The organism is Streptomyces sp. TAA486 (assembly GCF_000426165.1).
Window position 1 is genome coordinate 419,578 of the sequence record NZ_KE384503.1, and the last position, 24,738, is coordinate 444,315.

Annotated in this window: 22 protein-coding genes, 1 tRNA gene and 1 pseudogene; 12 read left to right on the plus strand and 12 right to left on the minus strand. The window is 69.8% G+C overall.

Going from position 1 to position 24,738, the window contains the following annotated elements:
* Nucleotides 1-77: 77 nt before the first annotated feature.
* Complete coding sequence (locus tag I004_RS0129650; RefSeq protein ID WP_028438442.1) at nucleotides 78-1,019, minus strand: hypothetical protein; 942 nt, start codon at nucleotides 1,017-1,019, stop codon at nucleotides 78-80.
* Nucleotides 1,020-1,264: 245 nt separating this feature from the next.
* On the opposite strand from I004_RS0129650, the gene I004_RS36980 reads away from it, so the two are divergent.
* Nucleotides 1,265-1,747 (plus strand): ATP-binding protein, encoded by a 483-nt coding sequence (locus I004_RS36980; RefSeq protein ID WP_078511914.1) that lies wholly within the window; start codon nucleotides 1,265-1,267, stop codon nucleotides 1,745-1,747.
* Nucleotides 1,748-1,828: 81 nt separating this feature from the next.
* Here I004_RS36980 and I004_RS0129660 read toward each other — a convergent pair whose 3' ends face one another.
* From I004_RS0129660 to I004_RS0129670, 3 genes are all read right to left on the minus strand, one after another.
* Nucleotides 1,829-2,830, minus strand: a complete 1,002-nt coding sequence (locus I004_RS0129660) for a PP2C family protein-serine/threonine phosphatase (protein WP_051345597.1) — start codon at nucleotides 2,828-2,830, stop codon at nucleotides 1,829-1,831.
* Nucleotides 2,831-3,058: 228 nt separating this feature from the next.
* On the minus strand, nucleotides 3,059-4,501 hold the full coding sequence (locus tag I004_RS0129665) for an aminopeptidase P family protein (RefSeq protein WP_028438444.1): 1,443 nt from the start codon (nucleotides 4,499-4,501) through the stop codon (nucleotides 3,059-3,061).
* 129 nt (nucleotides 4,502-4,630) lie between these two features.
* Nucleotides 4,631-6,124, minus strand: a complete 1,494-nt coding sequence (locus I004_RS0129670) for a PP2C family protein-serine/threonine phosphatase (RefSeq protein ID WP_486580628.1) — start codon at nucleotides 6,122-6,124, stop codon at nucleotides 4,631-4,633.
* A 614-nt stretch (nucleotides 6,125-6,738) separates the two neighbouring features.
* Between I004_RS0129670 and I004_RS0129675 the strand changes: the two genes are divergently transcribed.
* Together I004_RS0129675 and I004_RS0129680 are read left to right on the plus strand one after the other, a co-directional pair.
* Nucleotides 6,739-7,515 carry a bifunctional DNA primase/polymerase gene (locus I004_RS0129675; RefSeq protein WP_028438446.1) on the plus strand — a complete coding sequence of 259 codons (777 nt, stop codon included), beginning with the start codon at nucleotides 6,739-6,741 and terminating at the stop codon, nucleotides 7,513-7,515.
* Nucleotides 7,516-7,784: 269 nt separating this feature from the next.
* Entirely contained in the window at nucleotides 7,785-8,339 is a 555-nt protein-coding gene (locus I004_RS0129680; protein WP_028438447.1) for a hypothetical protein, read from the plus strand.
* A 240-nt stretch (nucleotides 8,340-8,579) separates the two neighbouring features.
* Here I004_RS0129680 and I004_RS0129685 read toward each other — a convergent pair whose 3' ends face one another.
* From I004_RS0129685 to I004_RS0129695, 3 genes are all read right to left on the minus strand, one after another.
* A complete protein-coding gene (locus I004_RS0129685; RefSeq protein WP_028438448.1) occupies nucleotides 8,580-9,551 on the minus strand; it encodes a DUF5926 family protein in 972 nt (323 codons plus the stop codon).
* A 363-nt stretch (nucleotides 9,552-9,914) separates the two neighbouring features.
* On the minus strand, nucleotides 9,915-10,439 hold the full coding sequence (locus tag I004_RS36985; RefSeq protein ID WP_078511915.1) for an ATP-binding protein: 525 nt from the start codon (nucleotides 10,437-10,439) through the stop codon (nucleotides 9,915-9,917).
* Between the two features lie 240 nt (nucleotides 10,440-10,679).
* On the minus strand, nucleotides 10,680-11,498 hold the full coding sequence (locus tag I004_RS0129695; protein WP_051345581.1) for a glycerophosphodiester phosphodiesterase: 819 nt from the start codon (nucleotides 11,496-11,498) through the stop codon (nucleotides 10,680-10,682).
* A 204-nt stretch (nucleotides 11,499-11,702) separates the two neighbouring features.
* On the opposite strand from I004_RS0129695, the gene I004_RS0129700 reads away from it, so the two are divergent.
* The 4 genes from I004_RS0129700 (at nucleotide 11,703) to I004_RS0129715 (ending at nucleotide 15,629) form a co-directional block, all read left to right on the plus strand.
* Nucleotides 11,703-13,268 (plus strand): trypsin-like peptidase domain-containing protein, encoded by a 1,566-nt coding sequence (locus I004_RS0129700; protein WP_028438451.1) that lies wholly within the window; start codon nucleotides 11,703-11,705, stop codon nucleotides 13,266-13,268.
* A gap of 57 nt (nucleotides 13,269-13,325) precedes the next feature.
* Nucleotides 13,326-13,412: transfer RNA gene (locus I004_RS0129705), tRNA-Ser, on the plus strand.
* Nucleotides 13,413-13,707: 295 nt separating this feature from the next.
* Entirely contained in the window at nucleotides 13,708-14,316 is a 609-nt protein-coding gene (locus tag I004_RS0129710) for a helix-turn-helix domain-containing protein (RefSeq protein WP_028438452.1), read from the plus strand.
* Nucleotides 14,313-15,629, plus strand: a complete 1,317-nt coding sequence (locus tag I004_RS0129715; RefSeq protein WP_028438453.1) for an MFS transporter — start codon at nucleotides 14,313-14,315, stop codon at nucleotides 15,627-15,629. Before I004_RS0129710 ends, I004_RS0129715 begins: the two co-directional genes overlap by 4 nt.
* Nucleotides 15,630-16,052: 423 nt before the next feature.
* Here the strand turns inward: I004_RS0129715 and I004_RS39710 are convergent, their stop codons facing one another.
* Nucleotides 16,053-16,232, minus strand: coding sequence for a hypothetical protein (locus I004_RS39710; protein WP_158677143.1), 180 nt, complete (start codon nucleotides 16,230-16,232; stop codon nucleotides 16,053-16,055).
* 699 nt (nucleotides 16,233-16,931) lie between these two features.
* Nucleotides 16,932-17,783, minus strand: coding sequence for a hypothetical protein (locus I004_RS40010; RefSeq protein ID WP_486580632.1), 852 nt, complete (start codon nucleotides 17,781-17,783; stop codon nucleotides 16,932-16,934).
* Between the two features lie 416 nt (nucleotides 17,784-18,199).
* Between I004_RS40010 and dapA the strand changes: the two genes are divergently transcribed.
* Nucleotides 18,200-19,054 carry a 4-hydroxy-tetrahydrodipicolinate synthase gene (dapA, locus tag I004_RS0129730; RefSeq protein ID WP_028438455.1) on the plus strand — a complete coding sequence of 285 codons (855 nt, stop codon included), beginning with the start codon at nucleotides 18,200-18,202 and terminating at the stop codon, nucleotides 19,052-19,054.
* A gap of 134 nt (nucleotides 19,055-19,188) precedes the next feature.
* On the opposite strand, the gene I004_RS0129735 is transcribed toward dapA, so the two are convergent.
* Nucleotides 19,189-20,517, minus strand: a complete 1,329-nt coding sequence (locus I004_RS0129735) for an NAD(P)/FAD-dependent oxidoreductase (protein WP_028438456.1) — start codon at nucleotides 20,515-20,517, stop codon at nucleotides 19,189-19,191.
* A 166-nt stretch (nucleotides 20,518-20,683) separates the two neighbouring features.
* Between I004_RS0129735 and I004_RS0129740 the strand changes: the two genes are divergently transcribed.
* The 4 genes and pseudogenes from I004_RS0129740 to I004_RS0129755 all read left to right on the plus strand — a co-directional run bounded on the left by I004_RS0129740 (nucleotide 20,684) and on the right by I004_RS0129755 (nucleotide 23,823).
* A complete protein-coding gene (locus I004_RS0129740; protein ID WP_028438457.1) occupies nucleotides 20,684-20,905 on the plus strand; it encodes a hypothetical protein in 222 nt (73 codons plus the stop codon).
* Between the two features lie 200 nt (nucleotides 20,906-21,105).
* A pseudogene (locus tag I004_RS40630) lies at nucleotides 21,106-22,128 on the plus strand (ATP-binding cassette domain-containing protein); the annotation flags it as partial.
* 81 nt (nucleotides 22,129-22,209) lie between these two features.
* Nucleotides 22,210-22,950, plus strand: a complete 741-nt coding sequence (locus I004_RS40635; protein ID WP_486580652.1) for an ABC transporter permease — start codon at nucleotides 22,210-22,212, stop codon at nucleotides 22,948-22,950.
* Nucleotides 22,951-23,079: 129 nt separating this feature from the next.
* Nucleotides 23,080-23,823, plus strand: coding sequence for an NAD(P)H-binding protein (locus I004_RS0129755; protein WP_028438458.1), 744 nt, complete (start codon nucleotides 23,080-23,082; stop codon nucleotides 23,821-23,823).
* 49 nt (nucleotides 23,824-23,872) lie between these two features.
* On the opposite strand, the gene I004_RS0129760 is transcribed toward I004_RS0129755, so the two are convergent.
* Together I004_RS0129760 and I004_RS0129765 are read right to left on the minus strand one after the other, a co-directional pair.
* Nucleotides 23,873-24,250: a GntR family transcriptional regulator gene (locus I004_RS0129760; protein ID WP_028438459.1), complete on the minus strand. Its 378-nt coding sequence runs from the start codon at nucleotides 24,248-24,250 to the stop codon at nucleotides 23,873-23,875.
* A 4-nt stretch (nucleotides 24,251-24,254) separates the two neighbouring features.
* A partial coding sequence (locus tag I004_RS0129765) for a hypothetical protein (RefSeq protein ID WP_028438460.1) occupies nucleotides 24,255-24,738 on the minus strand: 484 nt, incomplete at its 5' end.

The window sequence follows — 24,738 nt, forward strand, 5'->3', positions numbered from 1 at the left end:
ATGACGGATGTATCGGGTACATGACTGGGTGCGCGGCGAGCGCGCACGCCGTCGTTCCGTCCTTGGGGCGCCGTGCGTCAGGCCGCGAGTGCGAAGCTCTCCTGCTGCGTCCCGTGCGGCGGACCACGCCTGTTGACCGAATGCTGGAGCAGCACGGAACGAGCCGTGCCGTGCAGATGTGCGTCCAGGAAGCCGGTACGCGCCGGCATCTCCGGGATCGGACCGCTGCGCCGGTCCCGTACATGGGCGAGCGCGGAACCGAGTGACGCCCTTACGTGCCGGACGGCCTCGCGCGCGGTGCGGGCCGAGAGCCGGACCAGCCGCCACAGCGCCGCCTCTCCGCGGTGCAGGAACCAGCCGAGCGCGAGGGCGGCGAGGATGTGACCCAGGAGCATCGGGCCGTCCATCAGGCTCACGGCGGCGTGAGCGGCGGTGCGCAGGCACTCCAGCGGGGTGTCTGCCGAGGCCGCGGCGCTGCCGGCCGCCTCGTGCCCCGCGTGACCAGCCTGGCCGGCGTGATCGGCGAAGCTCCCATGGGACCCGTGCCCGGCGTTCCCCGTATGACCTGCGTTCCCCGCGTGACCGCCGAGCCGCCCGGCGTCGAGCCCGGCGTCGGAGACCACTTGTCGTGCACGCGCGTCGCTCATGCGCCCCGGGGACTGCTCGTTGCACAGCAGCCGTGCGGCGAGGCTCCGCAACTCGATCCCCTCGCTGCCCGCATGGGTCCCGTGCGGCGAGCCCGCCGGCGTCGCGGCGGCCCCGGTGACCTGGCGTCCACAGGCGAACAGGGTGTGGAGCAGGATCTGGCCTGCCGTGAGAAGCGCGGCTATCCCCGGAAGCGACCGCTCCCGCCCCGCCAGCGGCGCCGCCACCGCGAAGACGACCGCGAAGCCGAGCCCCAGCGTCCACAGCGGCATGCTGTGCCCGCCCGTGAGTGAGTGACCGGCCGCGGACAAGGTCACGCAGACCGCGGTGAACACCGCGGCCCGTGCGAGTCTGAGATCCGCCCCGGCAGTCATGGCGGCGTCATCATCTCACCGTCACCGCCCCCGCATCCTCCAGGGGTCGAAACGCCCGGAATCCTGCGTCTTCCGTCCGTGCGCAGGAGAAGAACGGCTCAGCCGGACGGTGTCGCGTCCTCCGAACGGACGGGATGAGCAGACACGGGTGCGTACTGCCCGCACAACCGGCAATACGTATGCGCATGGCCGGGCTGGCCCCTTCGGGTGCCGACCGTCGAGCCTCGGCCTGTGGAGGGTTGAGCATGAGCATGTGGTGGTGTCTCCAATTGAGGCGCGAAGCTGCCAGCGTGCCGCTCGCCCGGCGGCTGCTGCTTGATGCCATGGACAGCGCCGGGGTGGACAGCGAGGTCTCGTTCGAGTTGTCGATCGCGCTCTCCGAGGCGTGTGCGAACGCCGTCGAGCACGGCCGGGGCGAACACTCGGACGCCTACTGCGTGACCACCTACCTCGAAGGCGACCGTTGCCGCATCGAGGTCGCGGACTCCGGCCCCGGCTTCCACACGTCCGCGCTGTCGCCCAGTGTGCCCTTGGACGCCGAGAGCGGACGCGGCCTGTTCCTGATCGAGTCGCTCGCCGACCACGTACGCGTCCGGAACCGTCCGGGCCGCGGGGGAGCCGTCGTCACGTTCGACAGGACCCTCAAGTGGCAGCACGCGGACGGCGGCCCGGGAAGCGGCACCCGTGCGGCAAAGAGCGGCGGGGGCCGGCTGCTCGCGGCCGGGTGAGGTCTCGCTTCGAGGTGAGCCGGCCGAGCCCGGGACCCGGGAGCACAGGCAAGCGGTCCGCGACCGAACGCGGGGGCCGCGCTACTGGCCCCGGTAGCGCAGCAGCAGCATCGCCGCGTCGTCGTGCGGCGGGCCGCCGATGTGATCCGCGAGGTCCAGTCGCACGGCCGTCAGCGCCGCGTCCGGATCGGGGTCCTTGAGCAGGTCGCCGCGTTCCTCGAGCGGGTAGAAGCGGTTGGCGCGGTCACGTGCCTCGCTCACCCCGTCCGTGTAGAAGAGCATCTGGTCGCCTGGCACGAACGGCACCTGGTGCGGCACCGGTGCCGGTCCGTCCTCCAGGTCCAGCCCGAGCGGCATGGCGCGTTCCGGGGGTTCGGCGTAGTCCACGGAGCCGTCGGGACGGATCATCAGCGGCGCGGGATGGCCGAAGTTGAGGAGTGTGGCACCGTCCCGCTCCCGCACCTCGGCCAGCACGGCGGTCACGAACTTCTCGCCGAGCAGGTGCCTGGCGAGCGCTCTCTCCAGGCGCTTGCCGACCGCCATCAGGTCCGGTTCGTCGAACGCGGCTTCGCGGAAGGCGCCGACCACGACGGCCGCCGTCTCCACGGCCTCAAGTCCCTTGCCCTGGACGTCGCCGACTATGACCCGCACACCCGTCGGCGAGGTCACCATCTCGTACAGGTCACCGCCGATACGGGCGTCGGCCATCGCCGAGGTGTAGGACACGGCGGCGCGCAGTTGACCGGCGTTGCGCGGCACCGGGCGCAGAAGTACGCGCTGCGCGGCCTCCGCGATGGAGCGCACGCTGGCCAGTTCGGCCTCGCGCCGCTTGCGCATCGACGTCGCGGCGACACCGGCGACGGCGACGCCCCCCACCGAGATGAGGGTCGTGTAGCCGCGGCGGTCGTCCACCTGGGAGTTGAAGATGCTCAGCACCAGCGACAGTCCCAGTGCGACCGCGCCGATCACCACACTGCGGCGTACGTTGCCGATGAGCCCCGCGAACGCCGGACCCAGCGCCATCATCGGCAGGAAGCCGATCGAGGGGCCAGCGGTGATGTCGACGAGCGCGACGATGCCCATGGCGATGAAGGGAAGCGCCGCGAGCAGCCGGGGCCGGAACTGAAGCGTGACCACCCTGAGCTCTCCTCCCCCCGTCGACGACGGATGCCGGACACGTGCAAGGTTAGGCACGCGATCCCGATTCCGGACCCGCTATGTGACGATCCGTGTACGGAAACGGTTGTACCGCCTGCCTCACCGGGCCGCCGGCGCCGCTGTGCGGCACCGGCGGCCCTTGCCCGGCGGGGGTCAGCCCTTGAGGTTCGCCATCCAGGACTCCACGTCTGAGCTGCTGCGCGGCAGTCCGTCCGAGAGGTTCCGGTTGCCGTCCGCGGTGACGAGGATGTCGTCCTCGATGCGTACACCGATTCCGCGGTATTCCTCCGGCACTGTCAAGTCGTCGGGCTGGAAGTACAGTCCGGGCTCGACGGTCAGGCACATGCCCGGCTCCAGCGTGCCCTCGGCGTAGCTCTCGCGTCGCGCGGTGGCGCAGTCGTGCACGTCCAGGCCGAGCATGTGGCCCGTGCCGTGCAGCGTCCAGCGGCGCTGGAGGCCCAACTCGAGGACCCGCTCCACGGGCCCCTCCAGCAGGCCCCACTCCACGAGCCTCGTGGCGAGGACGCGCTGTGCGGCGAGGTGGAAGTCGAGGTACTTTGCGCCGGGTTTGACGGCGGCGATGCCCGCTTCCTGAGCCTCGTGGACCGCGTCGTAGATCTTCCGCTGGAGCGGCGTGAAGCTCCCGTCGATCGGCAGCGTCCGTGTGACGTCGGCCGTGTAGAGCGTGTGCGTCTCGACTCCGGCGTCCAGCAGCAGCAGTTCGCCGGAGCGGACGGCGCCGTCGTTGCGCACCCAGTGCAGCGTGGTGGCGTGCGGGCCCGCGGCGCAGATCGACCCGTAGCCGACGTCGTTGCCCTCGACGCGGGCGCGGAGGAAGAACGTGCCCTCGATGTAGCGCTCGGACGTGGCCTCGGCCTTGTCCAGCACCCTCACGACGTCCTCGAAGCCCCGCACTGTCGACGCGCAGGCCTTCTCCATCTCGCCGATCTCGAACTCGTCCTTCACCAGGCGCATTTCGGAGAGGAAGACCTGGAACTCGTTGTCGTGCTCGGCGGTGACCTTGTCGGTGAGCGCCTGTTCCACCGAGGCGTCGTAGCCGCGCACCACACGCACCGGTCCCGTGGCCTCGCGCAGATCGGCGGTGACCTCGCGGACGTCCGCGCACTGGATCCCGTACAACTGCTGGGCCTCGCTGAGGCTGTAGCGCCGGCCGACCCACAGCTCGCCCTCGCCGTTGAGCCAGAACTCGCCGTTCTCACGGTTCGAACGCGGAAGCAGGTAGAGCGTGGACTGGTGTCCGCTGCCCGCCGGGTCCGGCTCCATGACGAGTACGCCGTCATCCGTCTGGTCGCCGGTGAGGTATGCGTACTCGACGGACGCACGGAAGCGGTACTCGGTGTCGTTGGAGCGGGTCCTGAGGTTGCCCGCGGGCACCACCAGTCGTTCGCCGGGGAAGCGGGCGGAGAGGCGGGCACGCCGGTCCGCCGTGTGCCCTGCCTGCGGGACGGGCTCGAGTCCGCGCAGCTCGGTGTCGGCCCAGCCGGTCTTCATGTTCTCGGCGAGCTCGTCGGAAACGGCCGGGTAGAGGCCGTTCTTCCGCTGCTTGATCGGCTGCTCGTCGGCGGATTCCGCCACGTCTGCCTCCTGATTCCGGTGTTTCGACCGCTTTCCATCGTATGGGGGCCCGAGGGCGCGCGGAAGCTGGTCAACGACGGCCTGGGGCCGTGGCCGGGGGAGGCACCCGGCGCCGGCGCAGGCTCCGCCTCAGAAGCGTGCGGCGAGCAGGACGACGTCCTCGGCATCGCTGCCCGGGTGGCCCGGCTGTCCGTTGCCGCTGGAGCCCGATGCCTCACCGGCCGGGAGGGCCGTGCGCAGCACATGGTCGACGAGGGCCTCAGGATCGGACCGCGCGGCGGGCGGCGCGCACGCGGCGGCGGAGTGCAGCCGGGCGAAGGCCCGGTCCATCTCCTCGCCGGTGCGGTGCAGGATCCCGTCGCTGTACAGAAGCAGCGTTTCTCCTTCGTACAGCGACAGCTCGACGCTCGGCGCCTCCCAGCAGGCCAGCATTCCGAGCGGCGCGGAGAGCGTCGTCTCGACGTACTCCGTGCGGTGATCCCCGACGATCAGCGGCGGGCAGTGGCCGGCGCCGGCCAGCAGGACGCGGCGCACCGACGGCTCGGCGTAGGCGAAGAGCGCCGTGGCGGAACGCGCGGGTTCCGTCAGGCGCAGCAGCAGCTCCAGGTCGGAGAGGACGGCGACAGGGTCCTCGCCTTCCATCACGGCGTACGCGCGTAGCGACGCGCGTAGGCGCCCCATCGCCGCGACCGTGCCGGGGCCGCTGCCCGTGACGCCACCGACGGAGAGCCCGAGGGCTCCCTCGGGCAGCGGCAGCGCGTCGTACCAGTCGCCCCCGCCGCGCGGGCCGGTCAGGTGCCGCACGGCCATCGTGACGCCGGGAACCCGCGGGAGCCGGCTGGGCAGCAGGCCCTCCCGGAGCGCCGTGAGATCCGCACGCGTGCGGGCGAGTTCGAGGTGCCGGGCGATCTGCTCGCTGGCGCAGCGGAGGTAGAGGCCGAGCAGATGGCGCTGGCGGGCGGTCGGTTCGGCGGGTTCGTCGTAGAGCCAGACGGCGGCGCCGATGCGGGGGGTGTCCGAGGTGGCGATGCGCGTCGCGTAGCTCGCGGCGTAGCCGAGGCGGGCGGCGACCTCGCGGTGACGGGGGTCGAGAGTGTCGTCGGTGGCGATGTCGGGGTGGGTGATCTCGGGATAGCCCCTGTCCTCGCCCCTGCCGGGGACGAGATCGCTGTCCTCCTCCGGGGCGGCGCCCGCGTCGCGCGCGCGGATGCCGTCGGTCGGCTCCGGGACGGACGGGAGGCCGTCGAGGATCCGCGCGTAGGAGGACGAGTTGCGCGGCACCGTCTCCAGTTCGCCGATGTCGGCGCGACCGAGCCCGAGGCCGATGGTGCGCTCCGGGCTTTCGCTGTCGACGGGTTCGAGCGCGACGAGCCCGCGCTGGGCCCCGACGAGGGTGGCGCCCGCACGCAGCGTCTCGCGCAGCGCGTCGTCGAGCGTGGCGGTGCCGGACAGCCGTTCAGCGAGTTCCTGAAGGGTCGTCAGGTCCGTGACCCAGCTGGCCAACCGGTCGTGAACAGCGGCGAGCTGCTCCGAGGACGCGTCGGAAGCGGGGGGCGCAGTTTGCTGTGGCGGGGAGATCACGGGTTTGAATCCGGCCACTTTCGACCGCTGCGGGGCGCTCATGGGAGCGTTCTCCCGCCTCGGTTCCTCTCTCTGCATTGCATCGCAAACCCCCATGTCACGCTGCTCCGCTGCCAATGCACAAGATGTACACGTAGCGGTAACAGGATGTCCAGCATCAGCCTTGCACTACGAATGGTGTCCGTGTGCTGTTGTTGACTTAAGGGGGGCGGGCTGCGGTTGCAGGAGGTTGGCGTAAAATCGCCTCTGAGAGACGGCATTTGCTGTCGACTGGAGCAGCCCCGCACATCTGCTCGCTTCCACGATGGTGAGGAAGTGCAGGCCGGAGCATCGGCACAGCTGTCGCGGGTACGGAACCCGGTGAGGGAGCAGCGCGTCTTATGAGGCAGTGGCCTCCCCCTTTCCGGTTCGGCGGACACGCACAGCCAGCACGGCCAGCACAGGCGCAATACCAAGCGGTTTCGAGGGCACCAGCACAGGTGGCGGCAGGGCGCACGAGCTCGGACGTCGAGTGGTCCACCGCCGTGTTTCACGCTCGGCTTACGGTATGACCGCGGTTTTCCTACGCGCAGTGAGTAGTGAGTGACGTGTTGTGATGGGCTGAACGATCTCTGTCGGGACGATCTGTTGGCGTTCACGGAAAGGAACGAGCGCAAATGCGCGAGATCCTCGGAAGGCGACGCATGAACCGGTCATCGCTGCGTAACGCGGCGCTGCACTGTGCCACCCACTGGGAGTGGCCCGTACTGCCCGGAGCGACCCTTACCCCTCCTTCGTCCCCGTCCCCCAGCGGTGCGAACCATTCCAAACGGCCGCACAGCGCGGTCTGCTCGTGTCCCGACGCCGACTGTGTCGTACCCGGCGCCCACCCCTTCGACCCGGTGCTCCTCGCCGCGACGACGGATCCGCGGATGGTCCACTGGTGGTGGACCAACAGGCCCGCCGCACCGCTGATTCTGGCCACCGGCGGCCGTGCGCCCTCCGCGCTGAGCCTCCCGGCGATCGCGGGCGCCCACGCGCTCGCCGAGCTCGACCGGCGCGGGCAGCGGCTCGGACCGGTCGTGGCGACGCCCACGCGCTTCACGCTTCTCGTAGCCCCGTACGGCCTGGCGGAGCTCGGCGAGCGGCTCTACGCCCATGACTGGGTGCCGAGTTCGCTGCGGTTCCACGGCGAGGGAGGCTACATCGCGCTGCCGCCGTCCCACACGGGCGCGGGGCGCGTGCGCTGGGAGCGGGAGCCCGTGGCGGCGGATGTGCAGGACGACGCGGGCCGCAAGCCCCGGAGGGGCGCCGTGCGCGCCGCCTCGCGCGGCGCACGCCGTGGTGGCCTCACGCCCGCTGTTCCGTTTCTCCCCCGCATGGAGAGCGTGCTCGACGTCCTCGTCGAGGCGAGCGCCACGGCGCCCGATTCGGGGACGAGCCTTACGTATTGAGACCGGTGCCGGCCGCCCTGCCCGCTCGAGCGCGGTGCGGGGCGGCCGGTCCGTGTCACTCGTACGGGTACGAACTGGCAGGCCCTGTAGGGGGAATGGACGCTCTCGCGGGGGAGCGGGTCTCCTCCGCCCGATATGTTCGGTTCATCGTCTCCGGTGCACACACAGGCCCATCCCGGCCGGGCACCGGTCCGCCCTCTCCCGGCAGTGAGCCCTCCCCCATGCTTCAGCAGCAGCCGCGTTGCCTTGCGTCGGCGTCGCGCTTTTCCTTGATCACCCTCGCGTGCACGGTCGTGCTCGCCGTGGCGCTGCCCATCGCGGCGGCCACGGCCGGGCCCGCCGCCGCTCCTGACGACGGCCCGGCGGCGGCCGCGCCCGCTCCCTCCGCATCCGCGTCGCACCGTCCGGCGGTCGGGGGCGGTACGGCACACGCCGCCCGCTCCCGTGGGTCCGCGGAGGGGGAGGCCGCGGACGGGAAGCGCGTGCGCGGGGCGTCCGCGTCGTGCGGACCCGAACTCAGCACCCCGGAAGGGCTGTCGGCGCAGACCTGCGTCATGTCGGAGGGCGGCCGCAAGTGGGCGCGGACGTACTACCGAAACGCCACCGGCTCGCCGCTGAGCGCTGCGCTCACGCTCACGCGCCCCGACGGGAGCGCTCTGAGCGCGGACTGCGCCATGTCTGCGGGGGGACGTTCGGATGTGTGCGAGACGCCTCGGGAGCGGATCCGTGCGGGCGGCCGTCCGTACGCGGCGATCGCCGAGGCGGGCTCCGCGGACGGGGACCGGATGTTGCTCCGCTCGGCGAGCAACTCCCTTGCACGCTGAGCGAGTTGGGGAGGCGTGGCATCCGCGCCGGGCCCGCACATGCAAGAACCCGGTCGCTGGCGACGGGGGATGCACCAGCGACCGGGCTCCTAGAAAGGTAACAAGAGATCCGCCGTTGGCAAATTCGATCGCGCAGATCCGGACGTTGATTTACCTGCCGGTATGCGCATTCACGAGCCAGCTGTGACGGGTGTCACGTCACACTTTCTCCCTCGGCTCCTTGCGGAACGGTCTACTCCGTCAACTCAGAGTGATCTGCCGGTTCATGAGGCCACTGCGCGCGCGCCGCTCGTCCGCCGTCAGCGCCGCACCGCTGGAGAGCGCCTCCGACAGCCGCTCGTTGAACCCCGCCGCGGGCTTCTCGCAGTCCTCCGAGGTCATGCCGCTCGGCAGGTCCCATACGGGCACCATCAGGCCGTGCGCACGGAAGGAGCCCACGAGGCGGGTGTCGTCACCGAGTGAGGAGGCGCCCGCGGCGTGCAGACGTGCCAGTGCGTCGAGCAGCTTCTCCTCCGGGTGTGTCATCACCCAACGCAGGTGATTCTTCTCGGGCGTCTCACACCAGTACGCGCCATCGGACACCGCCAGGCGGGCCGTCGGGATCGCGGCCGAATTGGCCCGCTCCAGGGAAGCGGCGACCTCACCCGTCGCGCTGTCGCTGCCGTCCCCCAGCCAGAACTCGAAGCCGCTGTGCACCTCCGGGTCGAAAGGAGCCTTCGGATCGAGCAGATCCTGCAGCCGTGGGCCGTCCGGTGACGGCCGTCCCGCGTCGACGGGCGAGCCGGGTTCGGTGTCGAAGGCGCGGGTGAGGGTGTCCGCCAGGTCGCGGCTGATGTCGCCCGAAGAGGTGTCGTTCTGCAGGCCCAGCAGCACCTCGCCGTTGTCCCGGCGCAGCGCGGGCCAGGCCATCGGGAGCACCGTCGCGAGTGTCACGGCGGGGACGCCCTCGGGCAGGCCGCCCTTGAGCGTGAGGGGTGCCGTGGCGGCGGGCACGAGTTCGCGCAGCGCGATCCAGTCGGGCTCTCCCGTCAGGCCTTCGAAGGGGCGCTGCACCAGTTCCGTGACGGCGTGCGAGGCCGCGCGTCCGTGGCACGCCTTGTAGCGGCGCCCTGAGCCGCAGGGGCAGGGCTCGCGCGCGCCGACGACGGGGACCTCCCCGTCGACGAGTTGCGGTGCTGTCGCCTTGGACTGGGGGCGGCGCTTCTTGGCCATGGCGTGCGGTTCTCCAGGTCTGCGGTCGGGAGGGTCTGCGTCGGGTCCGGTGCGGGACCGTTCGGCAGCCGGTGTCCTTGCTCGGTCCGGTCGGTCTGCTCGTCTGTGGCGCCGGCGCTCGATCCGTGTTGCACCGGCGTGCGTTGGGCGCTCGGACCGCGTGTCCGGGGCGGGCGACCGGGGCCTGCCCGCGAGGGGAACGTGCGCCAACTGTCGCCGCGAGCCTAGCCGGTGAGCCCCGGTGCGTAAGGAGTTCCGCGTGTCGGCGCCGCGTGCCCCGGGAGGCGGGCAGGGGGCAGCGACGGGCCGCGACGAGGTGCGGCAGCGACATCGAGCGTCGGGCCCGGTGCCCTCGATGCCGGCTCAGTGCACCTCGTCGGCCGCCGCCATGTCGAATGCCAGGCCGTCCGCCACCAGACGCTGCGCGACGCCGGAACCGGCCGCCAGTACCACCCAGACGGTGACACCCCTCGACGGTTCGGTCTCCGACTGCCGTATTCCGCCCCTGAATTCGTGCCGTTCCTCTCGCACACCCCAATCACGTGCGAGCGCACCGATGATGGCCAGACCGCGGCCGCCTCGTGCACTGACCGATGGGGTGGCGGGAAGGGGCCGGGTGGGACCACCGCCGTCGGTGACGGAAATCGTCACGTCACCGTCGCCGCCGTGGTTCCAGCTGGCCCGTACGGAATCGTCCTGACTCAGCGGCCTCGCATGCCGGCAGGCGTTGCTGAGCAGTTCGGAGAGGATCAGAACCGCGTCGTCGACGACGGATTCCGCCGCTCCGCCGGCGAGCAGGTCGGCGCGCATCCTGCGTCGTGCGGCCCCTACTCCGGCTGGGCCGTGAGGCACGGCCATCGTCGACGAAGCAGGCACGTTCTGTGCCATAACCAACGCCACCCCCGAGACCTCCTTTGCCCCACGCCAATTCGATGAATGCCCACCGAACGTCTGGCGGAAACCGGCCACGCAGGGCTGCTTGACGCATTCTGTGGGATCGAATACAGGGAGAATGCCCGGTGCACCGCAGGTAAGAGGCATGGAAAGAGGGCGAATTGGGCCGTGCGGGACACCCGCCGCAGCGCGCGCCGTGTGTCGCACGTAACACCACGACGACAATTCGGTGCCTCAGCGCAGTTGCGAGAGCACTTCCTGTGGCCGGTTAGTGATCACGGCGTCCACACCGAGGCGCACGCACAGCTCGACGTCCTCGGGCTCGTTCACCGTCCACACGTGCACCTCGTTGCCCAGCCGGTGGGCACGCTCCACGTACTCGGGGTGCGCACGCAGGATGCGCAGGCTCGGCCCGGCGATCGCCACACCGGGCGGCAGCCGCCCGTCCCGGTGCCTCGGCAGCAGCAGCTGCATCAGGTAGACGGTCGGGATGTGCGGTGCGACGGATCGTATGCGGTGCAGGGAGCGCGCGGAGAAGCTCATGACGCGCACGGACGGGACGACGTGCCGGTACCTCTCCAGCAGCTGCAGCAGCCGGGTCTCCACCTGACCGGCCCAGCGCGAGGGGTGCTTGGTCTCGATGGCGAGACCCACGGGCTGCGGGGCGTCGGCCACCAGCTGGAGCAGGCGCTCCAGGGTCAGCACGGACGTGCGGTCACTGGCCTCCTGGTCCGGTGACTCGTACGGGTCCTCGTCCTTGCCCTCCTTCTTCCAGGAGCCGAAATCCAGGGCGGCCAGCTCGGCGAGCTCCAGAGCGGAGACCGCGCCCTTTCCGTTGGAGGTGCGGTTGACCCGGCGGTCGTGCACGCACACGAGATGCCCGTCAGCCGTGAGCCGCACATCGCACTCCAGGGCGTCGGCGCCGGCCTCGATCGCCTTGCGATAGGCGGCAAGGGTGTGTTCGGGCGCCGCCTCGGACGCGCCCCGGTGTGCGATGACGGCGACCGGGCGCGAGGGGGACAGTCGAGACCCGGGGCTGATGTCATTGCTCACCGGGTTATCGTGCCACCCGGGCAGGGGCGGACGCCGAGGTCTGCCTCGGGGGCAACCGTAATGTCCGCATGTAAGGGACGGCTTCTCCGGCTCGGGCGGCGTCTTACGTCCGTCTGACGCACGATGGGAAAGCCTGTGCACACGGATGCCGGAATGTGTGATCGTCCCGGCTTGCGACGGCGTGTAGCTGATGAGGAGATACCTGTGAGCACCGAGAACGAGGGCGCTGCCGCCACGCCGGCGGCGGGGCCTGCACCCACGCCCCCCACGGTGCAGGACAGAGAGGCGCAACAAGCTGCCGCCGGCGCGCCCGAGCCCGAAGCCGCCGACCGTCAGGGGCAGAGCATGAGCAAGTCAGAATCCACTCCGCCTGCACCGTCCGCACCCCCCGAACCGTCAGCGCCCCCCTCAGCCTCCGCGTCCTCCGGCCCGCCCACGCAGCCGCTGGCCGGCTTCGGCGACGCCGGTACGCCCGGCGGCGGGCACGGTCAGGGCGCCCAGCCTCCGGGCGGTCCCTGGGGCAGCGGTGCTCCCGGCCATTCCCCGTACGGCGGTACGGGCGGGGGCGACGCCGGCCCGGGCGGGCCCGGTGCCAGCGGACCGCAGTACCCGTGGGGTGCCCCGCCGGCGCCTCCCGGTCCGCCTCCGGGCGGCAAGCGCGTCTCGACGGGTCTCGTCACGGCGATCCTCGTGGGCGCGCTCGTGGCCGGTGGCATCGGGGGCGGCATCGGCCAGTGGGTGGCCAACGAGGAGGACGGCTCCTCCACCACAATCAGCTCCGGCTCGGACTCCGGGGCGCTCAACCGCTCCCCCAAGTCCGTCGCGGGCATAGCCGGCAAGACCCTCCCGAGCGTCGTGACGATCGAGACCAAGGGCGGCGGTGAGCAAGGCACCGGCACCGGCTTCGTCTTCGACAAGCAGGGCCACATCCTGACCAACAACCACGTGGTGGCCTCCGCCGCCGACGCGGGCGGCCTCTCGGCGACGTTCTCCGACGGCAAGAAGTACGAGGCTGAGGTCATCGGCAAGGCCCAGGGGTACGACGTCGCGGTCATCAAGCTGAAGAACGCCGACGACCGCAAGCTCGCGCCGCTGCCGCTCGGACAGTCCACCAACGTGAAGGTCGGCGACGCCACGATCGCGATCGGCGCACCCTTCGGCCTCTCCGGCACCGTGACCACGGGCATCGTCAGCGCCAAGAACCGCCCGGTGGCCTCCAGCGACGGCCAGGGCAGCAACGCCTCGTACATGAACGCGCTGCAGACCGACGCCTCCATCAACCCCGGCAACTCCGGCGGCCCCCTGCTGAACGCGCAGGGCGCGGTCATCGGCGTCAACTCCGCGATCCAGTCGGCCGGAGGCGACAGCGGGCTTGGCCAGGGCCAGTCCGGCAGCATCGGCCTGGGCTTCGCCATCCCGGTCAACCAGGCGAAGCGGGTGGCCACGCAACTCATCAAGACCGGCACGCCCGTCTACCCGGTCATCGGAGCCACCGTGACCATGGACCAGAAGGGCGGCGGCGCGGTCATCTCCGACCGCGGCGAGAACGGCCAGGGCGCCGTCACCAAGGACGGCCCCGCCGACAAGGCCGGCCTGAAGCCCGGCGACGTCATCACCAAGCTCGACGACACGACGATCGACAGCGGGCCCACCCTGATCGGCACGATCTGGACGCACAAGCCGGGCGAGAAGGTCGAGATCACCTACAAGCGGGACGGCAAGGAATCCACGACCGAGGTGACTCTCGGCTCCCGCAAGGGCGATCAGTGACGGCACCGGCCATTCGCTAGGCTGGCCCCGCGTCGCACGCCACGGCGGGCGACGCGGGGAGGTGTGCCCGAGCGGCCGAAGGGAACGGTCTTGAAAACCGTCGAGGCAGCGATGTCTCCGTGGGTTCAAATCCCACCGCCTCCGCGCTGAGAGCAGGCAACTCGGCCCCCGACCAGGGAACTTGGTCGGGGGCCGTTGCCGTGTGTGCTGCCCGGCGGCGACCGCGGTTCCCCGTGGCTTCCCGGTGGATGGGGCACGCGAGGGGCACGGACGCGACACCTCTCGTTGCGAACTTCGGCTCGCGATCAGGTGACTTGCCGCGGCTGTCGCCGTTCCCCGCGCTGTACCCAGGTGCTGACGAGGTGCTACGGACCAGACCGCCGTCGACCAGAGATGTGAGAGTTGACTCTCACGAATTGTGAGAGGAGACTCTCACGTCATGGACTCCAGCAATCTCTTTGGCGATTTCGAGATCACTGACCCGCAAGCCATGCGGGCGTTGGCGCATCCGGTTCGGCTGGCGATCCTTGACCACCTTCAGCGGCATGGGCCGGCGACCGCCACGCAACTCGCGCCTGATGTAGGGGCGACGCCATCGGTGACCAGCTGGCATCTGCGCCACTTGGCTGGCTTTGGGCTGGTCCGCGACAGTGAGCCCGGAGCGGACCGTCGCCAGCGACGGTGGGAGGCAGTAGCACGCGGGTTCCGATTCGAGGTGCCACAAGACCCGGCTGATGAGGAGGGTGAGTCAGCAGCCCGGGTGCTGTCGCAGCAGATGTTCCTACGCTACGCGGACCTTCCGAGCCGATGGGCTGCTGAAGTCGAACCAGAACTCGATCCGGCATGGCGCAGGCTGGCGGGGTTGGCCAACACGAGAGTGGTCGTTTCCGCTGAGGAACTCGCCGCCATCGAGGACGGGATCGCGCGCATTCTCGCGCCGTATGTCACTCGCGTCCCGGCGCAGCGGCCCACCAACGGCCGCGGCGTCCGGCTCATGCGCTACGTGCTGCCGGAAGATGCCGACGAGCAGCACGGGCAGACGCCGTGAGTACCCCGGACAAGACCGCCGCGATATCGCTGTGGCGGGATCGACGGTTCCGCCGCTTCTGGGCCGGTCAGTCGGTCTCACAGTTCGGCGACAGGATCACCGAACTGTCCCTGCCCCTGATCGCCATCAGTGTCCTGAACGCTACGGCCAACCAAGTGGCGTGGCTGACCGCCCTCATCTGGACCCCGAACCTGCTCGCAATCTTCCTGGGGGCATGGGTCGATCAGCGCGCCAGCAAACGCCGACTGATGATCCTTGCCGACCTGGCACGCGCCGCAGTGCTACTCAGCGTCCCGGTTGCCTACCTGTTGGGGGCGGTGACGCTCGGACAGTTGTACGCCGTGGCGTTACTGATGGGCACAGCCGGGGTGCTGTTCAACACCGCCTATCCGCCCTTCTTCGTGCGCCTGGTGCCACGCACGTCCTACGTCGACGCGAACAGCAAGCTCAGCGCTACGCGGTCCGCATCGTATGTCGCTGGCCCGGCCATCGGCGGTTCTCTGATCCAGGCGCTGACCGCGCCCGTCACCGTCCTTCTGGATGCCCTGACCTTTCTGGCATCAGCAATCCTGATCGGTCGGATTTCGGTGGACGAACCGCCTGCCGCCTCCGGCAACGCAGAGGCCCCCTCGCTATTGCAACGTACCCGAGGGGGACTGTTGTTCGTCGTCCGTCACCGGGTGCTGCGGGCGGCGCTCGGATGCGCGGCGACCGTCAACTTCTTTACCTTCGTCGCGGGCAGCGGGCTGATTGTATTGTTCGCCAGCCGGAGCCTCGGACTATCTGCGGGAGTGATCGGCATCGCGTTCGGGATCGGCGCGACCGGTTCCCTCCTTGGCGCGGTGTTCGCGCCGAAGATCTCGCGACGGTTCGGCGTGGGACGCAGCATCCTCGTGGGCGCGGTGCTGTTCCCGGCACCGATCGCCATCACCGCCGCAGCAGATGGCCCGTTCTGGCTCCGTGCCGGAGCCTTGGCTACAGCCGAGTTCTTGTCCGGCGTCGGCGTCATGCTGTTCGACGTCAACCTCAACTCTCTCCAGACGGCAGTGATCCCCGACGGCATGCGCAGTCGCGTGGCCGGCGCGTACAGCACAATCAACTACGGCATACGCCCACTCGGCGCCATAGTCGGAGGACTGCTCGCTACCCTCATCGGTCTGAGGGCCACTCTCCTCATCGCCGCTGTCGGCGGAGCCCTGTCGCTGCTCTGGCTCTTGTCCTCACCGATACCCCGCATCCGCTCCCTGGCCCCGAACAACACGGCGGATACACCTGCTGATACGGACGACGACCCACAACCACTACCGCGTTGACCCGGCGGCAATCGTCTTGCCCTGATTCGAGCTTCTTCGGCCGCTTCCTTATCAGGTCGGTCAACGATGGGTTCCGGTGCTGGCGACCCTTCTTCTGCTGCTGGTGGGAGGGTTGTTGACGTCCGGTCCCAGTTGCCGAGATCTGCGCCTGTTGTTGTCAGCTGGTGTTGTCACTGATGTCATCCCGGCCGCACTGTTCCACGTGGAACCACTCAGCGCGGCTGTGCTGACGCAATGATGCGACGCCTCCTGATCCGTAGCTGTGGACAGCTCGGACATCTACGGTTGGAGCGGTCACGCAAGCGACGACAAGAGGGGCTTACGGCTGCCAACGGTCAGCAAGGTTGCTGTACTTGGCTGCTGTACGGCAACGGCCCCCTTCCGTCGACGTTCGCTGCCGAGTGCCGGTGTTCGCCAGGTTGCCTATGTGGCGTCGATCGTGCCGAGCGGTTTGTTGGCGGTCCAGCACGGTGAGTCGAACCGGAGGGTTCCGGTGCCGGCGGCTCCGCCGTTGCGCAGGAAGCGGTTCATGTCCGAGGCACGCAACTCCGTGATCAACCGGCCCAATTCACGTGCCCACGTCTCATGCGAGGTGAGGGTCACTGCTGCCTCGGGATTTCGGCCGTGTTGTCGGGTGCAACACGGTTCATCCGTGCCAAGTCTGCTCACAAGCAGAGCACTATCGGTCCTGTTGCTGCAATCCCCTTTAACGTTCAACCCAGCCTGCGGACTGTGCGCCGTGCTCGGCGCGTGAACAGTGCCGCAAGGGAACGCGACACAGCGGATCCGTTGAGGAGGCCGAGGGTGGCAGCGCTAACGTGCTCAACATGCGGGGCACTTATCCAGATCGACGGCACATCGCCCTGTCCGTGCGTGCTCATGGCCGCAGCAGAAGTCGATCGGGCCTTCGAGACGTTCCTGTACAAGTGGAATCCCGCCCCGTCCAAGCCCGCCGAGGCCACCGCACCGCCTGCATCTGCCTCGGACGGCACAGCCGGCTCGCGTCCGGGCCGACGCCGCAAGACCGTTCTCATGGCCATTGCAGCGGCCGCGGCGTTCGGGACAGTGGCATTCAGCGTGCAAGCGTTGAATGACGGTGAAGCGAGAAACGAGAGCAGCGGCACGCCGGGCCTCTTGATTCCACCCGGCCTGGGCACTGACCCGGATGATGCAACTGGCGAACGCCCGCCTGCTGGGGACGCCGATGCCCCCTCGCAGGTCGACTGGTCGGACCAAGTCAGTGACAGTGACGGCGGGTTGCACCCCAATATGCCTCCCCCCGAGAGGCACAACGATGACCCCTCACCGCCTCCCCCGCCGAGTGATGGTGGGGGTGTTCCGCCGAGTGATGGTGGGGGTGTTCCGCCGGGCGATGGTGGGGGTGCTCCGCCGAGCGATGGCGGGGGTGCTCCTCCGAGCGACGGCGGAGGCGGCTCGTCGAACGACGGCGGAGACAACTCGTCGAACAAGGGCCACGGATTGGACAGGCTGCTGGGCAGAGTCGGTGGCCTGCTCGACAACGGCCGCGGCAGCGACCACGGCGGCAAGGACCGCGGCGGCAGCGACCACGGCCGTGGTCACCAGGGCGGTGGTGGTCACCAGGGTGGTGGTCACCAGGGTGGTGGTCCCGGCGGTGGCGGTGGTCACCAGGGTGGTGGTCCCGGCGGCGGTGGCGGTCACCAGGGTGGCGGTCCAGGCGGTGGCGGTGGTCACCAGGGTGGTGGTCCCGGCGGTGGTGGTCCAGGCGGTGGCGGTGGTCACCAGGGTGGTGGTCCAGGCGGTGGCGGCAACCAAGGCGGCGGCGGTGGCGGTAGCCAAGGCGGTGGCGGTCACCAGGGCGGCGGTGGCAGCCAGGGCGGTGGCCCAGGCGGCAGTGGCAGCCAGGGCGGCGGTGGCAGCCAGGGCGGTGGCCCAGGCGGCAGTGGCAGCCAGGGCGGCGGCGGCAACCAAGGCGGCGGCGGTAGCCAGGCTGGTGGTCCCGGCGGTGGCGGTCCCGGCGGCGGTAGCCAGGGTGGTGGTCCCGGCGGTGGCGGTCCCGGCGGCGGTAGCCAGGGTGGTGGTCCCGGCGGTGGCGGTCCCGGCGGCGGCAGCCAAGGCGGCGGCGGAGGCCACCGCTAGGGCCTTGCGAAAGGTGATCCGACCTAAGGTGATCATGGTGAGGCGCGATGGAGTCCGGCGGACCGGCAGTGGGCTCAGCTGGAGCCCGATGTCCTGAACCAGCACACCCACCGCCTCCGCGCCGATAGCACGCAACTCGGCCCCCGACCGGGGAAGTTGGTCGGGGGTCGTTGTCGTGAGTGGCCGCCCGGTGGTGACCGTGGTTCCCCGTTGTTCCCCTCTCGGCGTGGCACGTGTGTGGCACGACCGAGGTTCTTCCGACGGAGAGACGCGATCCGTTCGTGCGGGCTGCTGGTCCTCGCGGCGACATGCGCCAGGGCTGCGCGATGATTGGGGATGGTCCTTCCGGCTTGCTCTGTCGGATGGACCATCAAGTTGGTTGCCCCCTAAGTGCCGGTAGGAGAGGCTGTGCCGTACAGCGAAATGTGCGAGGGGTGGTCAATGTGACTGAAATGAGCCGTGCGCCGCTGGGGTCTGTGCTGACGGCGATCGTCACCCCCTTCGACAGCGGTCTCAAGGTTGACGAGCAGGCTTTTGTGTCGCTGCTGCGTCATCTGCTCGCGAACGGGTCCGACGGTGTCGTGGTGGCCGCGACAACGGGGGAACCCTCCACCCTCACCAACACCGAACATCTCCGGCTGATCGAACTCGCCTGTGCCGAGCGGCCGGCCGGTACGAGCGTGATCGCCTCCACTGGTTCGAACAACACGGCTCAGGCTTGCGAAATGACCGAACGGGCCGTTGAGCTGGGCGCTGACGCGGTGCTGTCGGTGGCGCCGTACTACAACCGGCCGAACCGCCGTGGCTTGGTGCGGCACTACAAGGAGATCGCCAAGGCCGCCGGGAAACCCGTCGTGCTGTACAACGTCCCGACGCGCGCCGGTATCGACTTGCCGAACGATTTGCTCGCCGAGTTGGCCCAGATCGAGCACATCGACTACGTCAAGCAGGCCAACAACGCCAATCTCGCCCCGGTGGACGGGCTCGGCCTGTATGCGGGCAACGACGACGCCTTCGCCCGCACGCTCGACCTGAACGGCTGCGGGGGAATCCTCGTCGCCAGTCACGTCGCCGGACACCTGATGCGGCGCATGGTCGACGAACCCGAGCGGCGCGCGGAGATCGACGCGGTCTTGCAGCCGCTCTACCAGGCGCTCGGCGTGACGACCAATCCGATTCCGGTCAAGGCCGCTCTCAACCTGCTGGGCCACCGTGTGGGCGGCCTGCGCCTGCCGCTGGTCGAAGCGGACCAGGAAGAAACGGAAGTCATCCGCACGGCACTTGTCGCGTGCGGCCTGCTCGCTTGAGCTGCCTGGCGGAGGCAACTCGGCCCCCGATCAGGGAAGTTGGTCGGGGCCGTTGCCTTGGGCCCTGCCCGCGGGTGACCGCTGTCTCCATGGCTCACCGGTAGATGGGGGTCCCGTGAGATCGACGGACCACCTCAGCCCTCGGCCCACGCGCCCTCGATCGGGATGGGACGACCGAGGACGTCGGACGCGGCGCGGTGGCCGGAGCAGAGCGCCGCGTTGACCGTCGCCGGGTCGTCGGTCCATGTCGCCTCGCCCGCGAGATGCAGCACGCCTCCCACGGGGGTGGCGAGAAGGTCATGGTCCTCGGGCGCCGAGCCCACGGTCATGTACGCGTACGAGCCCCGCGAGCAGGGGTCGTCCTGCCACGAGGTCACGTGCACACCGACGGGATCCTCGACGCGCTCGCCGTAGAGCCTGCGCAGTTCCCCGAGGACCGACTCGACGACCTTCTCCTGCTTCCATCCCCGGGTCTCCCGCGCGGCCGGACCGGCGGCGAAGGTGAGGAGCGTCGGCGCGCCGTGTACGGCGGTGAGGTCGTACCAGGAGTGCCACCAGATCCCGCCCGGCCCTTGCTGACGGATGCCGTACACGTCGTCGTCCCAGAACTTCGAGGGGAAGCGGAGGAAGACCTTCTCGAAGGCGTTCATCTCGAGGCGTGCCAGCGCACCCGCCACCGGTTCGGGCAGCGGGGGTTCGATGACGAACTCCGCGGACTTCAGCACCCCGACCGGGACGGTGACCACGACACGGTTCGCCGTGTACACGCCGTGACGGGTGGCGACCTCGACTCCGTCGGACGACCAGCGCACCGACGTGACGACGTGCTCGAGACGGACGTCGAGTCCCGTCGCGAGGTGCGTCGCCAGGGCGTCGTAGCCGTCGGGGAAGACGACCTCGTCGCCGTCGATCAAATCGTCGTCGAGTCCGTGCGCGTCGAGCTCGTCGATCCAGACGCCGTACTGCTCCTCGGTTCGATGGCGCAGGTACTCCCTGACGCGCTCGGCGCGTTCCGCCCCCCAGCCCTGGGCGGCCAGGGCAGCCTCGACCGCTTCGGCGTACGAGTGCCCCGGCGGCATGGCGGCAACGACGCGGGCGAGCTCGGCATCCACCGCGTCGATGTCGGCCACGAAGCGCTTCACCTCGTCGTCGGTGAGACGAACGCCCGAGGGACCGTAGTACGCGATGGGCCGGCTGTTCGGCTGGTACCCGCCGACCGTGAACTCCGCGGTCCGCAGTCCGAACGCGGCTGCCGCCGCGGCGACCGGGCTGTCGGTGACCCCATGGATCCAGGACGCGCCGAGATCGGTGACGACGCCGCCGTCCCGGTCGCTCCACACACGTCCGCCGATGCGATCGCGGGCCTCGACCAGGACGACCCGCTGGCCGCTCCGGGAAAGGAGTCGTGCCGCGGTCAATCCCGCGATACCCGCACCCACGACGATCGTGTCGACTCGATCCATCGCACCCACCCCATCTCGGCTCGCTTCGCGCGGCGCACCCGGTCAGCGTATGGGGCGGTGCGGTCTCTCGGCCTGCCCCATGAGAACCGGCATCCCCTCAGGATGAGAACCAGCATCCCCTCAGGCCTGACCACTGAGGCCCAGTTGCCCGCATACTGGGCTCACGATGACGAAACCCTTCGCGCCCCGGCGCCACCTGCCCACAAGCCCCTTCAAAGCCGCGGCCGACCCGTTGGTCAAGCACTTCGCGCTCGGAGACCGGGTCTCACACGACCAGTACGGCCTCGGGAGAATCGTCGGTGTCGAGGACGGGATCGCGATGCTCGTCGACTTCGGCTCCAGAAAGGCTCGGATCGTCAGCCCGTACACGGGAATGGAGAAGCTCTGACTTCGCGACGGACAAGGCAAACCGGCCCCCGACCAGGCAAGTTGGTCGGGGGCCGTTGTCGCACACGCCTCGGGCGCATCGCCGCGGGCGGGTGCTCGGCCGGCTTCGCCACCTGGCCCGGAGAAGCTCTCAATGGAGTACTCGAGCCCGTACGGACGGCACAATCAGGCTCATAGGGGGCGCCTTTCGGAGAGTGAGCGATGTCCGGTTCCGCCATCCACGTCGAGCGTCTCGTCAAGCGCTTTCGAACGACCACGGCGCTTGCCGGCATCGATCTCAACGTCGAGGAGGCCAGCGTCTTCGCGCTGCTCGGACCGAACGGCGCGGGGAAGACGACCCTCGTGCGGGTCCTTGCCACCCTGCTCGCCCCGGACGCCGGAAGGGCCAGGATCTTCGGCGTCGACGTCGTCGACGATCCCGCCGGTGTACGGGAACTCCTGGGGCTGACCGGCCAGTTCGCGGCGGTCGACGAGATGCTGACCGGCCGGGAGAACCTTCAGATGTTCGGCCGACTGTTCGATCTCTCGGCCGTGGCGGCCCGCCGTCGGGCGAACGAGCTGCTCGAGCGCTTCGACCTGATCGACGCCGGCGATCGCCGCGTCGGCACGTACTCAGGTGGTATGCGGCGACGTCTCGACCTCGCATCGAGCCTGCTGACCCGCCCGCGCGTGCTGTTCCTGGACGAGCCGACGACCGGCCTCGACCCGCGCAGCCGAAATGAGATCTGGTCGGTCGTGCGTGAGCTCGTCGGCGAGGGGACGACGCTCCTGCTCACCACCCAGTACCTCGAGGAGGCGGATCAGCTCGCCGACCAGGTCGCTGTGATCGATCACGGTCGCGTGATTGCGCAGGGAACGGGGGACGAGCTCAAGGACCGGATCGGCGGCAAGCTCCTGGAGGTCGAGCTCGCCACGGCGGCGGAACGCGACAGGGCACGGTCCGCGCTGGTCGGCATCGGTTGCGGCGAGCCCGAACCCGGGGACCTGCTGGCGCAGCTGACACTTCCCGCGCCCCATGACGGCCTCGAGATGATCGAGAACGCGGCTTCGGCGCTCCGCACGGCGGACGTCGCGGTGCGCGATCTCAGGCTCCGCCGCCCGACGCTCGAGGACGTGTTTCTGCAGCTGACAGGCGCGCCGCCGAGCGAGGACGAAGCGGCCCCCGGAGCCACCGCGGACGAGAGGCCGAGCCTTGACGTCCCTGCTGCCGGCACCCGGGAGGCCCGTCCCCCGGCCGCGACGCGACCACCGTGGTGGAGGCGGCTCTCGCCGGGCACGCTCCGTGCCGCCGTCGCAGACGCACGGGTGGTCAGTACGCGCAACCTGCGCCACTTCATCCGCCAACCGGATCTGCTGGTCTTTTCGACGATCCAGCCGATCACCTTCGTGCTGCTGTTCTCGTACGTGTTCGGCGGCGCGATCAGTCCGTCGCTGCCCCACGGCGTCACGTACATCAACTACCTGCTGCCCGGCATCCTCGTCCAGTCGGTGACGTTCCGGGCGAGCATGACGGCACTGGGCCTCTCCGACGACCTGAAGCTCGGTGTGATCGACCGGTTCCGGACCATGCCGATGGCCCGGTCCGCGGTGCTTGTCGGTCGTACGGCCGCGGACCTGGTCCGCAACGTCCTGATCATCGGGCTGATGATCCTCATCGGTTACATCATCGGCTTCCGCTTCCAGGCGGGCGTCCTTCAGGCCCTCGGCTCCATCGTTCTCGTCAGCGCCTTCGGTCTCGCGCTGAGCTGGATCTTTGCCTTCGTCGCGCTGATGGTGCGGAGTGCCGAGGCGGCTCAGTCGGCCGGCTTCGTGGTCCTGTTTCCGCTCGTGTTCGCGAGCTCGGTGTTCGTGCCGGTCTCGAGCATGCCGAGCTGGCTGGAGGCGTTCGCGAACGTGAGCCCTGTGACCCTCACCGCGGACGCGGCACGTTCGCTGGCGCTCGTCCCTGGCGTCCCCTCGACCCTCGGCGGCGCCATCGCGTGGGTCGCGGGCATCCTCGCTGTGTTCATCCCGCTCTCCGTGTGGCGCTACCGGCGCATGACCTGATGGGTGCAGCGTCGGCGGGGGAGTCGTATCGAATGATACTATCGCGATCGCAACCACAGAGGAGGCTGTTGCGAAGGGTATGCCCCCTTGTCCTTCCTCTCGTGCAGCGCCGAGTGGTCAGGAGCCGTCATGAAGATCGCAGTTGCCGGTGGTACCGGGGTGGCCGGACGGTTCGTGGTGGAGGTCCTGCGGGCTCGCGGACATGAGCCCGTGGTGCTGTCGCGCGGGCAGGGCGTCGATCTGGTGAGCGGGTCGGGTCTGGACGCGGCGCTGACCGGTGCCGAGGGAGTGATCGACGTCAGCAACGTGACCACGAATCGCAAGTCGGTGGCTGTGGGCTTCTTCGACAAGGCGGGGCGGAATCTCATCGGGGCGGCCGAACGCGCCGGGGTCCGGCACCTCGTGACACCGTCGATCGTGGGGGTCGACCGGGTCGGACTCCCGTACTACGCGGGCAAGTTGCGGCAGGAGGAGATCATCCGCGGTGGGGCGGTGCCTTGGACAATCATGCGGGTGACGCAGTTCCACGAGTTCGTGGGTCAGGCCCTGAGCGGTGTCCCCGGGCCGATCGCGATGGTGCCGACGGCACCGGTCCAGCCCATCGCCGTACGGGAAGTAGCCGAAACCCTCGTCGACCTCGCACTCGAACCTCCACGGGGGATGGCCCCTGAGCTCGCAGGCCCGCAGGTCGAGTCGCTGGTCGACCTGGCACGGAGTCTCATCGCCGCGGGTGGCGTCCGCCGGCGCCCGGTCGTGCCCCTCTACTTCCCCGGCGCGATGAGAACCGGTGGCCTGCTGCCGACCGGCCCCGGCCCCCGCGGCACCCGGACATTCGCCGACTGGCTCAGGGGACAGAGCCCGGCGACGCCCTGATGACGACGGGGCCGCTGTCGCGAAGCGAGCGGACGTTCGTCGGATCACGTCACGACGAGGGCGATGGCGCGGTGCCGTTGGTCAGCGCCGCTCGGACGATGCGGATGGCCTCGTCGGTGTCGATGCCGACGCCGGCGATGACGGTGGCGTACTCCTCGGCGGCGCGGCGTGCCCGTTCGCGTCCCTGCTCGCCGGCTGCGGAGACGAATGATCCGGCCGGTCCGCGGGTCTCGATCAGCCCTGCTTCCTCCAGCTCCCGGTAGGTCCGGCCGACGGTGTTGACGGCGAGGCCGAGGTCCGCGGCCAGGCGGCGGATGGTCGGCAGCCGGGTGCCCACGGTCAGTGTGCGGTCCTGGATCTGCCGGGCGAGCTGGGCGCGGAGCTGCTCGAACGGCGGGACGGGCGAGGCGGAGTCGATGACGATCATCGGTTCACCCGGCGCTCATGGCGTGCCGTGCCACCGTGCCGCTCTGCGCGCTCCGCGTGGTGATCAGGGCCAGCGTGACGGCGCTCAGGGCGATGAAGACAAGCCAGGCCGCGATCCACCAGCCGAGCGCGGTCTCGAACACCGACACAACCGGCAGCGACCACACCACAGTTGGGGTGGCGACGTTGCGGGCGTCCTCGACCCGCATGATGACGTCCGCGGTCAGTGAGACCTCGTCGTCGGCCACGACCGGGTGCGTCAGAACATGGCGCAGCTGGACAACCGTACCGACCGTGACCCCGCACAGCCCGATGAGCAGGACGAATGCTCCGTACCGCGCGGTGGGACCCTCTGCTGTCAGGGCGCCGACTCCCAGCACCATCGCACCCACGAACGTGGCAACCGCGAACACGGCACGCGGCAGGCCGAGCACGGTGCGCCAGCCGGGCCGGATCGGGTGTGCCGCCCGTCGCGGCAACGTCGCGGCG